Here is a 13,090-nt window from a genome sequence, read left to right on the forward strand (position 1 = left end):
CTAGAGTTTTACAAAGTTTTTAAATATTTGCTCGCCTACATCGCCACTGATTTCTGAATGAAACTGGCAGGCATAAAAGTTGTCTTTTTGTAACATGCCGGAGTAGGGGAGAATGTAATCGGTTGTGGCTACTGTTTCCGCAGAAATGGGGGCATAGAAGCTGTGATTATAGTAGACATAATCTCCATCTCTTACTCCATTAAGAAGTTCTGATTTGAAGTCTGAAATGCTGTTCCAGCCCGTCTGAGGGATTTTGAAGCCTTCTTTTTTGGGAAATTTAACGATGGGAATATCAAAAACTCCCAGACAATTAACATCGCCTTCTTCTGAGTGTTTGCAAAGCAGTTGCATTCCGACACAAGTGCCTAGAAAAGGTTGTTTTAGATCAGGGATAACTTTATCCAGCCCATTATCACGAAGGCTTTTCATAGCTGTGCTTGCCTCACCTACACCTGGGAAAATGATTTTTTCTGCCGACTGAATGTCTTCAATTTTATCTGTTAATTGATAGCTGACACCGATGCGGTCAAGAGCATACATTACAGACATCACATTGCCGGCGTTGTATTTTATGATAGTTATTTCTGGCATCCAACGAAGATTAAATTCAAAATTAGAGATATGCCTTACAATCTGAAACTCAAAGCATAGCTTCTTTGAATAATTACAGCCAAACTTGGAAAATAAAAATAAAACCCGTCTAAAAAATGACGGGCTTATTTGTTCGCTAAATTTGTCAGGAAAAAAATCTTTGTGTTGTGGCTCTAGTCAGCGTTTAATTCCACGAAAATAGAATTTTGGAATCGAATTTACAATCTGCTTTTGTGAACTGGGTGATAGTTTTTATCAAAAAGCGGTCTCTGCTTTGTGGAAAAGCAGGTTTGGCCGTTTGATAAGATTTTAAAAGGGAGTACGGGTTGTTGACAGAATACTAATAAACAGAAAAGTCTGGCCGGTGATTTCGGCCAGACTTTCTTGTATATCTAATACCATGAAGATATTTAACCCGATGGTTTATTTTAGTTCAAGTTAAGCTCGTTTTGGATTTGCTTCACTTTAGCTTTTAGGCTTTCAAAAGTACTGTTGTATTCTTCTTTTGATTTGAGCTTACCCTGAACACCTACATAGAACTTGATTTTAGGTTCTGTACCTGATGGTCTGCAGGTAAACTTGGTGCCGTCTTTGGTAAAGAACTGAAGAACATTTGAGCTTTCAATGCCCATACCTTTTTCAATTTTTTCTTGCTCCTTGTTGATCAGGTTGGTACTTGTCAAGTCTTTATAGTCCCGCATCAGGATGACAGGAGAGCCCGCCAGTTCGGCAGGAGGGTTCTTTCTGAAATCAGCCATCATTTTCTGAATTTCTTCTGCTCCTGATTTTCCTTTTTTAGTTACCGAGATAAGTCCCTCGTAGAAGAAACCATACTGTTTGTACATATCGGAGAGGAAATCAAACAAGCTGATTCCATTGTGTTTGGCGTAGGCCGTGAGCTCAGCAATGATAGCACATGAAGCCACTGCATCTTTATCTCTGACTTTATCACCAATAAGGTAACCATAACTTTCTTCCCCTCCGCCAATAAATGTTTCCTTGCCTTCTGTTTCTCTGATTACCTGAGCAATGTATTTAAATCCGGTTAGAGTATTATAGCATTTCACACCGGCCTTTTCAGCCATTTTATCAATAAGGTCAGTGGTAACAATGGTTTTAGCCACAAACTCGCTACCTGTAAGTTTCTTGGCCTTTTTCCATGCTTTGAGCAAATAGTAGATTATGAGGCTGGCGGCTTGGTTTCCATTCAGTAATTGCCATTCGCCTGTCGGGTCTTTAACGGCCATGCCCACCCGGTCAGCGTCAGGGTCAGTTGCCAAAACCAAGTCTGCGTCAATTTCTTTTGCTTTAGCAAGAGCCATTGACATGGCTTCCTGCTCTTCAGGGTTTGGGTATACCACGGTAGGGAAATTGCCATCGGGCTTTGCCTGTTCCTTAACCACGTGTACATTTTGGAAGCCCAGCTGTTCAAGAGCTGCCGGTACCATAGTTATACCGGTACCGTGAATTGAAGAAAAAACAATTTTCAGGTCAGACTGTTTTCTGTTGATTCCAGGAGAAACGGAGATACTCTTAACAGCTTTGAGGTATTTCTTGTCAAGTGATGGTCTGATGCTTTTAATCCTCTTTTTAACGCCTCTGAATTTGATCTTACTTACGGTGGTGATGGCATTAACCTCTTCCACAATTCCTTTGTCATGAGGGGCTACCACCTGAGAACCGTCATTCCAGTATACCTTGTATCCGTTATATTCACGAGGGTTGTGTGAAGCAGTAATCACAATGCCCGCCTGACAGCCCAATTCTCTCACTGTAAAAGACAATTGAGGAGTGGGTCTTAACTCAGGATAAAGATGAGCTGTGATACCGTTTGAAGATAAAACTTCGGCGGCTATTCTGGCAAACTCAGGAGAGAAATTCCGGCTGTCATAGGCAATGGCTACACTAACATCGTCGCCTAAATAAAACTTGTTCAAATAATTGGCCAGACCTTGTGTGGCTGCTCCTACCGTGTATTTGTTCATACGGTTAGAGCCCACACCAATTTCACCACGCATTCCCCCGGTTCCAAACTCGAGGTTTTTGTAAAAGGAGTCGGTGAGTTGGGTAGTGTTTCCTTCCTCAATCCACTTCTGGATTATATTCTTGGTTTCGTCGTCATATTTACCACGAAGCCATTTTTTGATATTTTTTTCTGCGGTTTTGTCGAGTTTCAGGTTTGATAGCATACTTTCCCCGGATTACTTATTGATATGTTCAGGCAATTTATAGAAGTGCCTCTGCTAATCAAAAACTTTTGAAACTTATTGATCTCAATCAGATTCAATGTCTTACTTTTGCCTCAGTTTTGGGTGTCAGAAGCTCTCTTCGGGAGCTTCGACTTAATAGGGAATCATGTGTAAAACATGAGCTGTCCCCGCAACTGTAAGTTGTCAAAACCTGAACCACAAGCCACTGCTTCGGCGGGAAGGCAAATTCAGGTGACAATGAGCCAGGAGACCTGCCTGAAATCATTCTTGTTGTCCTGATTACGGTGGATGATCTGCAATGAGCGTTCGATATTTCTTATTTTATCAAAACAAAATCAATGTTCGCATTTTTAAGAAAGTGCCTGGTGGCTCTGTTGTGCCTTGGCTTTACCTCAGTTTTTGCCCAAAAATCACTAAATGAAATCACAGTAAAAACCACCAAACTTCCCCTAAAGGAAAGTGAGCTTAGCAAGCCGATGATCGTTCTTTCTGACTCGTTAATCAGGCAGTACTCCGGATATTCGGTGACTCAATTACTTCAAAACCAGGCCGGGCTTCAGGTCGTTGGGGCTAATCAGACACCAGGCAGTGTACAAAGTGTTTATTTAAGAGGTGCCCAAACGGGTAAAACATTGATACTTATTGATGGAGTACCTATGTATGACCCATCTTTTATCGAAAGTAATTTTGACCTCAACCTTATTAACCTTGAGGATATTGAACGTGTGGAGATACTCAAAGGGGGACAGTCCGCTCTGTATGGGTCAGACGCAGTAGCAGGTGTGATTAACTTTATTACGAAAAGCCGCTCTGCAAAGCCGTTTCAAACTTCTCCTTATCTTTCTTACGGCTCCTTTAACACACTTAATCTCGGAGCTGACGTTGCAGGTGGGTTTCAGGGTCTTCATTACAAACTAGGTCTAAATGCTCTCAGAAGCGATGGTTTTAGCTCGGCCAGTGGAGAGGGCTTTGAAAACGATGGTTTAAGAAGGTTAAACATTTCGGCTGAGCTTGAGAAAAAGGTGGGATCAACAGACCTTACTTTTCTGACTCGTATAAGTGATTACAAATCAGATCTTGATGCCGGAGCTTTTACTGATGACAAAGACAATACTTTCAATAGCCGGAATGTTCAATTGGGTCTGAAAGGAAGCAGAATTTCGGAGAAAGGGCAACTACACTTTAATGCCCTGAGAACACTGACTGACCGGACTTTTGAGGATGACTCCACTGATGTGCCACCAACCGCCTTTAATAATTACAGTTTAAATACTCTGGGGAGTGTAGCTGATTTTGCGGAGTTATTCGGAAGCTTTCAAATAGGTAATTCATCTCAGATACTTCTGGGTACAGACTACAGAAGACAGAGTATGGAGCAAACGTACTTTTCTGTGAGTTCTTTCGGGCCTTTTGAAGATGTGCCAATTGAGAACTCTGAGACTACCACTCACAATTTTAGTGTTTACAGTTCAATTTCTTCGGCACTTGAAAACGGACTTGGGCTTGAGGTTTCGGGCCGGTTAAATTCACATGATGTATATGGAATTAATCATTCTTATGCACTGAATCCATATTTCATTTTGAATAAGAATCTGACATTTTTTGGTGTTTACAGTAAGAGCTTCAAGAATCCTTCGCTGTATCAGCTCTTTTCTCCATATGGAAACCTTGAATTGGAACCGGAAGACGCTAAAACCTTTGATTTAGGTTTCAGGTCTGCTTTTGCTGATCAGAAGGCCAGAATAGAGGCTACTTATTTCAATAGAAATACATCGAACCTGATTATTTATCAGTCCATTGATGTAGATCCATATGGTCAATACATCAATCAGGATCAGCAAAACGCGAATGGTTTTGAGGTCATCGCATCCTATGCGTTTTCTAAAATAGGGTTAAGCGGGAATTACACTTACCTGGCAAAGCCTGAAGAAAGTGAAAACCAGTTTATCAGGAGGCCCAAAGATCAATTTAGCCTGGCAACTCAGCTCCTTTTGAGTGAAAAACTTAGATTTAATTTTGCCGTCAACCTCGTAGGGAGCCGTACAGACAGGTTTTATAATTCCGAAACATTTAGTACCGAGGAGGTTATTCTAAGTGCTTACACTTTAGTAAATTGTGGAGTGAGTTATGCGTTACCAGCAGGTTTCTCTCTTTATGGGAGTGCTCAAAATCTTCTTAATTCGGAATATCAGGAAATCTATGGCTTTAACTCTCAAACAAGAAACGTTCAGTTGGGTATCAGGTACCGTTAAATCGGAGAGAACTTTGATTTAACTGACATTGGTCATATTCTTCCGGACGGGCAGACCTCATATTTGTAATAACAAAACAGATAAAACTATGGATCAGCTTTCCGGTAAGCAAATCGAAAACTTCGCAAATTCGTTTTTTAGTCAATCTCAGCATCTGAGTTCAGAAGAAGATTTGAATCAGTTGATTTCTGATTTTGATGCTGATTTACTTTGTAGCCAGATGGAGAGCCTGTCTGTAGATCAGTTGGTGAAATTTTTGAGAGCGTCTCATGGCTATTATCTGACGAAGAAGTTACCTGAAATAGAACAGTCGTTAGCTCATATTGTCAATAAGTTCGGTAGCTCGCATAGCTTATTGGCAGGTTTGGCGGTATATTTTAATAATTACAAGAAAAAGCTGGTGAAACATATCAGAATGGAAGAAGAAATGTTCTTTCCGTTCATTGAAACACTGGCCAAGGCTCAGGAAGGTAAGTTTACCAAGAAGGAACTAGAGCTTTTGTTAAAGAATACAACGGTTGAAGACTTTGAAGATAATCACGACTCGGTAGAAGATGAGCTTCGTGAGGTTGGTCAAATCATTAGGGAATATGCTGCAAAATCAGATGCAATATTCCCGTTCAGTGTGTTCCTGAATCAGGTTTCGCTTTTTGAATATGAGCTTCGGAAACACGCCGTTATTGAAGACATGGTACTCGTGAAAAAAGTAGTTGAACTCGAAAAGGAATTAAGAGAAAACCTTGCTGCTTAACGAGAAGCAGATGTAGTATCGGAAACAATAGGAGCCAGCAGCTGAAGATTCATCACGTTGCTGGCTATTTTTTTGCCTTGCTCTTCACCATGTTGAATACTTATAGAGTATTGATTGCCGGCATAAACCTGAGCCATTCTGGCTTCTTTGGCAAAATCCTGAAACCCTTTATATGGTCTTTTAGCTGCTACAGAACTTTTGGTGTCATCCTCAAAAATATAGGCATCACCAAATTCAGCAGTTAAAATTTCTGCGATCGCTGTAGCCAAAGTAGCTTGAGCAGATATGTATGCCGGAGAAGGTGAGCCTTCTATATTCGCCTTCCATTGTGGGTCTATGGCCTGTCTGATATAGGTTTCAGGTCGCATAATATTTTGCGAATACTTCTTTTTAAAAGCGGTTACATAGGCGTCATGAGCGGCCAGACCAATTTTAAGATAAAGTTTAGATGCTTCTTCTAGGTTATATCCTTCTTTACCAATCAGTTTATTCACCACGGCCAGTTGATGCCCCGCTGAAGTGTAGGATGCATTTACAGGATCATTCCAGAAAGTCATTATATCTTTTTGAGCTTGGTTTAAATTTGAAGAAGTGAGATAAACCTGCTGAGCCTGAGAGAAGAAATCGCTGTTGACATTGAATGAAAAGTTGGTGGGATTGTCCAAAGTGATATTGGTATTCCCGGGTAAAAACGTCCTGACATCTTTCCAGTTTGGAAGAAGAGGTCTTGATTGATCGCCGGTCGGTTCCCATTTAGAACTACCACCTAAAGTGCCATTTGAAACAGGGAAGTTGCTATTCCAGGCCTCATGGCCACCATCTTTTTTAGCATATTCCCAAATAGCCAGGGCAATACTGTTGCCAAAGTTTATTGATCGTTCAATGGCATCGGTACCAACTCCGGGTTGATATTTGGCTTCAAAGTTTTTGCGAAGAGTATCCATTCTACCTTTCAGTACATCGCCTGAGGTTGCATAGAGCTGCCTCATCAAGGTATGCTGAGCGGCATTTGAGGCCAAAGCCCAGTCGTATTTCTTACCTTCTTCCGGTTTTGGCAAGTCGTCTAAGCCTTGGAGTTGCCCGGCAAGACTTTGGTTATCAGGCATACCAGGTACGGTTGCCTCATAAGCTGCCAGAGCCAGATAGGCAATACTTCTTGCTGCCACAGGGGCTGAGTAACCAGGTGTATTATTGATTAGTTTTAACTGAAGAGCATTGTATTCGGTAAGAATGGAAGAATCAAAATCAGAGGCTGGTGTAGAAAGCTCTACCTGATTTTCAGGGTCTACCTCTCCTCCGTCTTTTTTGCACGCTGTAAACGCTATTACGGAAGAAAGGAAAATAGTGAATAGTATTTTCCTGCTTTTCATTATTACTTTTTGTGATATCTAATCCATGATTAGTGGTCAAGAATCTTGCCAATTCACTTTCTTTTTTGGCTTTGGAAAGCAAAACAAGAAATAAGCTTAATTTTGGGCATGATTCCTCAGGAAACGGTTCAGCAAATACTTCAGGCTGCAGATGTGGTAGATGTGGTCGGAGACTTTGTCTCTCTCAAAAAAAGAGGGTCAAACATGATTGCCTGCTGTCCGTTTCATAATGAGAAAACCCCTTCTTTCTCGGTTTCACCTACAAAAGGGATTTATAAATGCTTTGGGTGCGGTAAGGGTGGTGATTCTGTGCGATTTATCATGGATCTGGAAGGTCTGAGCTATCCCGAAGCTCTTAAATGGCTGGCCAAGAAGTACGGTATTGAAATTCAGGAGAAGGAATACACGGATGAAGAGCTTTTGGCTCAAAATGAAAGAGAGTCCTTATTTATCGTTACAGATTTTGCTCAAAAATACTATGCTGACCAGCTCAGGACAGAGGAAGGTCAAAGCATAGGTCAATCTTATTTTAAAGAGAGAGGCTTTAATCAGTCTACGATAGAGAAATTTGGTTTAGGGTATAGTCGTGATGGCTGGGATGCTTTCACGAAACATGCCATCAAAAGTGGGTTTAAGCTTGAAATCCTTGAGAAAGCTGGCTTGTCTATTATCAAAGAAGGGAAAGATCCGATTGACCGGTTCCGAGGGCGTGTGATTTTTCCAATCAATAATGTGGCGGGTAAGCCGATTGCTTTTGGAGCAAGAATTCTTAAAAAAGATACCAAAGCACCAAAATACCTCAATTCCCCGGAAACTGAGATTTACCACAAAAGCAGAATTGTTTATGGAATTTACACGGCTAAAAATGGCATTCGAACGGAGGATAACTGTTACCTGGTTGAAGGTTATACCGATGTAGTCTCGCTTAATCAGGCGGGGATTGAGAACGTTGTAGCTTCTTCCGGCACCTCGCTAACTAAGGAGCAAATTCAGCTTATTCGCCGGTTTAGTACCAATATTACCATTTTATACGATGGTGACGCGGCTGGTATTAACGCGTCATTGCGAGGAACCGACCTCATTCTTGAAGAAGGAATGAATGTGAGGGTTGTTGTTTTTCCTGACGGAGAAGATCCTGATAGTTATGTTCAAAAGGTTGGTTCAGATGGCTTTGTAAACTATATCAAAGAAAATCAGAAGGACTTTATTCGGTTTAAAACCGAGGTGAGTTTACAAAAAGTCGGCAACGATCCCGTGGCCAGGGCTGGTCTGATTTCTGATTTGGTGGAGACCATAACCAAGATTCCCGATGCCATCAAAAGAGCCGTTTTCTATAAGGAAGTAGCTCACTTACTTGAAATTGACGAATCTGTTCTGATAACGGAGGGTAATAAACTATCAAGAAAAAGAGTAAAAGAGAATACTCCTAAACCCTACGATAGAAACCTCCTTGAGGGGATTGTTCCGCCGCCGGATGATCTTTTTGTTGACGGTGGGCCTGTTGAGGAGGTAGATGTAAATCCATCAGGGTCATTAAAAGAGGAGCTTTTTGTTAAAGATCTGGTATGCTATGGTCACGAGATTATTGACAAAGACCCCGAAACCAATGAGGAGATCAGGTTGGCAGATTATCTGCTAAATGAAATTGGTGAAACAAACTTCTCTGATAGTCTTTTAAATGAGATTGTAGTCTCTTATCGGGCATCATATGACAACGGTAATTATCCTGAAACTACTTTTTTTACCCGTCATGAAAATCAAAAGATTCAGGATAAAGTAGTTAACTGGCTTTCTCCGAGATATGAATTAAGTGAAAACTGGTCTAAGTTTGAGATTCACATTCCTTCTTATACCTCAAAGCTGGATGATTTGAGTTACAAAAACATACTTCGAATCAAAAAAGACCGGTTTCAGGAAAATTATAACTCTCTTTCTCAGGAACTGGATACTCTTGAAAATGAAGAAGAAATCAATGACCTATTACAAAAGATGATGAAAGTTAAAAAAGTGATACAGCGACTTTCTGATCAGCTCGGAGCCGTCATCTAACGGTCCATATATTTCCTTACATTCTTGTGAAACTGATTGATTATCAGCTCGTGAAGGAAAGGATAGAGTTTTTCATCTCTGAATTTTGAGTCACTTTTATAGAAAGTGTCATGCACCACTATTGATTCACTTTCACTTATCTTTTTAAAGGTGATAATCTGCGAACCTGAGGACTTTCCACCCTCTACGTAGCACAGCTTAATTTTCTTTTCTTCAGGTGAAATTTGATTCACATGATGCGTTACCGCTAGTTTGAAAAGACCAAAAAGAAGCTTAATCTCGATGAAGATTAGTTGATTAACCTCCAGCCCATGATATTGGTCATGCAGGTAATGAAAATCTTTGCTGTCGGTGTTATAGGAAAAAGAAAAGCCGATGCGGTTGCCAGCCCATGATTCTGCCGGAGGAATGTTGATATAGGCATCCCATACGTCGTCAACCGAATAAGGAAGTTTGTAACTTTTTGAATGTTTCAGGAAGTCATTCTCAATTCCCTCAAGATAACAGAGTGGTACTATTTTATCGAGATCACTGATATCTGCCAGAGCATTTTTTTTGAGGTATTCGAGAGTTCGGGCTGACTTTATCCGTTTGAGATTAATCTTCAATTTCTTCTCCTTAATGATTGGCGAAACGATGGGTGCTACAGCAGACATTTCGGTATAAACGGTAGGGTTTGCCCGGCAATATGCTCAAAAAAATAAGAACTGCCAATTTTGGTTCTGCCTAGGGTGTCGTCACGTTTGTAAACCTCAAAGTGGAAACTTCTCTGAATTCATTGGGCTTCTTACGATTTAGGAGTTTTGGACCAGGCGGCATTGCCTGAAAAACTTTCCTGAAATTCTCTTCTAAACTCTCTTTTTGAGATTCATTTTTCAGGATGGTAATAAGTAACAGACTCTCTGGTTTTTGGTCATTTTGTAGCAAAAAGAAATCCTGAATATAGCCTCTTTCTTTCGCTATCTCCCTGGCTTTTGCCCAGTTTTGTTGGTAATAGTAAAGAGCCTCATCCTCATTACTATTGAGAACAGTAACTTCATCGACAATAACCAAAGAGTTTTCCTGAGCCGTACTGTGGTAACTGGTCAGGGTTAAAATCAAAATAAGCTTAACGTAGTTTTTCATTATTTAGAAGTTGCTGAACGCCTGACTTGCGTTGCAAATGGTTTCTGTTTTTTTGCCATTTTGTGAAGGAAATGCAACGATCTCAGCTAATTTTGGTCAAATAAATCAAACAAACTATAACTAAATAATTATGAATAAGTCCAGACTAATGCTGGTCTTTTTGCTATGCACTTTAACCGTTTTTGGGGCGGAGGCTCAGCGAAAGGAAAAAAAGAAAAAGAAGAAGGATGAATCAGCCGTTGCTGTTTCTGACTCCACGACCAAAAAGGAACCTGAGAAAAAGGAGAAGAAAGGACCGAAAGCCTTCAGTGATTTTATAGACAGTACAGCGGTAAGCCAGACTGGCTTGTATGGAGTTCATTTCAAAGATGACAAATGGTTTTTTGAAATCGCAGATTCTCTGCTCGGGCGTGAGATTATGACGATTTCAAGGTATTCACAAACCGCTGCAGGTGGTTCAATATATGGCGGCGAACTCGTAAACAGACAAGTGGTTAAGTGGGAGAAAGGTCCTAAGGATAAGCTCTTCCTGAGGTCAATTTCTTATGTGATTATGAGTCCTGACAGTACGAAGCCAATTGCTACGGCAGTTAAAAACTCCAGTGCTGATCCTATTGTTGGAGCTTTTGAAATTAAAGCAATAAAGGACGATACGGTAAATGGATTCAAATCTTATGTAATTGATGTTACATCCACGTTTGAAGGAGACGAGCAGATTTTTTCGCTTGACCCTACTACCAAACAGCGGCTAAACATCACTTCGCTGAAAAGTGACCGGTCTTTTATTTCAAGTATAAAGACCTACCCTATAAATACTGAGATTAAAACCGTTAAAACCTATGGTGTTACTCCTCCCAGAATTTCGCTCAGTCCATCGCCCTCAGTGGGTCGTTATTTACCCGCCTCGCGAGATGCCGGCGTAGTGACAATGGAATTCAATAACTCGATGGTCTTACTTCCAAAAGTACCAATGAGAAAACGGCTTTTTGATGCCCGTGTTGGTTACTTTGCGAATCAGTACGGTGTTTTTGAAGAAGAGTCTCAAAAAGCTGACACCGATGTTTTTGCAGTAAGATGGAGACTGGAGCCCAAAAGTACTCTTGATGCCGCCCGTCAGCAAAAGGGTGAGCTCATTGAGCCGGCAAAACCAATTGTTTATTATATAGATCCGGCCACACCTGATAAGTGGAAGCCTTATATTAAACAAGGGATTGACGACTGGAGTGTGGCCTTTGAAGGGGCAGGCTGGAAGAATGCCATTCGCGGGGAGTATTGGCCTGAAGATGACACCACAATGAGTCTTGAGGATGCCCGTTTCTCGGTAGTAAGGTATTTTGCTTCACCCATTTCTAATGCCTATGGCCCAAATGTTCATGATCCCAGAAGTGGTGAAATTATTGAAAGTCATATTGGTTGGTATCATAATGTAATGCGTTTGCTTCGTAATTGGTACCTGGTGCAGACGGCAGCCGTCGATCCGCAGGCCAGAGAAATGGAATTTGATGACCGCTTAATGGGTGAGCTTATAAGATTTGTGTCTTCTCATGAGGTGGGTCATACTCTTGGTTTACGACATAATATGGGAGCTTCAAGTGCCACGCCTGTTGAGAAACTTAGAGATAACGATTGGCTTACTGCCAACGGACACACCTCTTCCATTATGGATTACGCCCGTTTTAACTACGTGGCTCAGCCAGAAGATAGTATTGCTGTTGAAAATCTTTTTCCTGGTATTGGTGCTTATGATAAGTGGGCTATAAAGTGGGGTTATAGTTATATCCCGGAGACAGAAAACGAAGATCAGGAGAAGCTAATTCTCAATGAGTGGACCAAAGAGGCCTACGAGAATCCAGCTCTTCATTTTGGCACCGAAATCAGTCCTTATGATCCGAGATACCAGACAGAGGACTTAGGTGATAATGCTATGAAAGCTTCTGAATATGGTATTAGGAACCTGAAAAGAATACTTCCTAATCTTGAAGAATGGAGTACAAAGGATGCTGAATCCTACAAGGAACTGAAAGAGCTCAACGATGCCGTGGCAAGTCAATATAGAAGGTATATGGGGCATGTCCTGAAGAATATTGGTGGTGTTTACGATTCCCCTAAGACCTATGATATGGACGGCTCTCAATTTGAGGTTGTGCCAAAGTCAACACAGAAGGAAGCCGTCGACTTTATCAACAAGCAATTGTTTGATTCGCCAATCTGGCTTTTTGATGAGAATATTTATGCCAAAACCAAGGCAGAAACGGGTGTTGAGGCATTAAAGTCTCTGCAATCTATTATTCTCAATCAGGTGCTGAGTGGAGAGCGTATGGCCCGCATGCTGGAGTATTCTGCTTTAAGTGCAGAGAATTATTCTGTTGATGAACTTTTGACAGATATGGAAAAAGAAGTTCTCAAGGAAGTTCGTGGAAGAGTTTCGGCAGATATTTACCGAAGAAACCTTCAGAAGGTATACGTTTCCAAACTCATTGACCTTTTAGAGCCAGATAAAGCAGCTATGCGTTCTATTCCGGTAGGTATTACTGCCGGTTACGATACCAGAATAGTGGATTTATCTGAGACAGACATTCCTTCAATTGCAAGAGGTCACTTGATTGAAATCCAGCGGGCATTGGCTCTCGCTGTTCGTGTGTCTGATAAGTTGACAAGGTATCATTACCAGGATTTACAGAAGCGAATTGAACAGGCTTTAGACCCTCAGTAAGGTTTAAGATTGTATTGAAATCCCGGCTT

The 13,090-nt window shown here is 41.1% G+C and carries 9 protein-coding genes and 1 riboswitch; of the genes, 4 read left to right on the top strand and 5 right to left on the bottom strand.

The genetic code is table 11. From position 1 onward, the window contains the following. Both hisH and AFM12_RS12525 read right to left on the bottom strand, forming a co-directional pair. Complete coding sequence (gene hisH / locus AFM12_RS12520) at nt 1-591, bottom strand: imidazole glycerol phosphate synthase subunit HisH (protein ID WP_055148694.1); 591 nt, start codon at nt 589-591, stop codon at nt 1-3. A gap of 428 nt (nt 592-1,019) precedes the next feature. Continuing rightward, nucleotides 1,020-2,780 (bottom strand): phospho-sugar mutase, encoded by a 1,761-nt coding sequence (locus AFM12_RS12525; RefSeq protein WP_055148696.1) that lies wholly within the window; start codon nt 2,778-2,780, stop codon nt 1,020-1,022. 104 nt (nt 2,781-2,884) lie between these two features. After that, nucleotides 2,885-3,074, top strand: a riboswitch (cobalamin riboswitch). A gap of 65 nt (nt 3,075-3,139) precedes the next feature. On the opposite strand from AFM12_RS12525, the gene AFM12_RS12530 reads away from it, so the two are divergent. Next, the gene (locus AFM12_RS12530) at nt 3,140-5,053 is read left to right on the top strand and encodes a TonB-dependent receptor plug domain-containing protein (protein ID WP_055148698.1); all 1,914 of its coding nucleotides are present in this window, start codon (nt 3,140-3,142) and stop codon (nt 5,051-5,053) included. Nucleotides 5,054-5,141: 88 nt separating this feature from the next. Beyond that, complete coding sequence (locus tag AFM12_RS12535) at nt 5,142-5,804, top strand: hypothetical protein (RefSeq protein ID WP_055148700.1); 663 nt, start codon at nt 5,142-5,144, stop codon at nt 5,802-5,804. Here the strand turns inward: AFM12_RS12535 and AFM12_RS12540 are convergent. After that, nucleotides 5,801-7,174 carry a phosphatase PAP2 family protein gene (locus tag AFM12_RS12540; RefSeq protein ID WP_055148702.1) on the bottom strand — a complete coding sequence of 458 codons (1,374 nt, stop codon included), beginning with the start codon at nt 7,172-7,174 and terminating at the stop codon, nt 5,801-5,803. The two genes, AFM12_RS12535 and AFM12_RS12540, sit on opposite strands and share 4 nt — an antisense overlap. A gap of 108 nt (nt 7,175-7,282) precedes the next feature. On the opposite strand from AFM12_RS12540, the gene dnaG reads away from it, so the two are divergent. After that, nucleotides 7,283-9,223 carry a DNA primase gene (gene dnaG / locus AFM12_RS12545; protein WP_055148929.1) on the top strand — a complete coding sequence of 647 codons (1,941 nt, stop codon included), beginning with the start codon at nt 7,283-7,285 and terminating at the stop codon, nt 9,221-9,223. On the opposite strand, the gene AFM12_RS12550 is transcribed toward dnaG, so the two are convergent. Both AFM12_RS12550 and AFM12_RS12555 read right to left on the bottom strand, forming a co-directional pair. After that, nucleotides 9,220-9,879 (bottom strand): hypothetical protein, encoded by a 660-nt coding sequence (locus AFM12_RS12550; protein ID WP_055148703.1) that lies wholly within the window; start codon nt 9,877-9,879, stop codon nt 9,220-9,222. The genes dnaG and AFM12_RS12550 overlap by 4 nt on opposite strands. Before the next feature lie 70 nt (nt 9,880-9,949). Further along, nucleotides 9,950-10,348 carry a hypothetical protein gene (locus AFM12_RS12555; protein WP_055148705.1) on the bottom strand — a complete coding sequence of 133 codons (399 nt, stop codon included), beginning with the start codon at nt 10,346-10,348 and terminating at the stop codon, nt 9,950-9,952. A 130-nt stretch (nt 10,349-10,478) separates the two neighbouring features. Between AFM12_RS12555 and AFM12_RS12560 the strand changes: the two genes are divergently transcribed. Continuing rightward, nucleotides 10,479-13,061, top strand: coding sequence for a zinc-dependent metalloprotease (locus AFM12_RS12560; protein ID WP_055148707.1), 2,583 nt, complete (start codon nt 10,479-10,481; stop codon nt 13,059-13,061). Nucleotides 13,062-13,090: the final 29 nt, after the last annotated feature.

The sequence above is a fragment of the Jiulongibacter sediminis genome (assembly GCF_001306455.1).
GTDB lineage: Bacteria > Bacteroidota > Bacteroidia > Cytophagales > Spirosomataceae > Jiulongibacter > Jiulongibacter sediminis.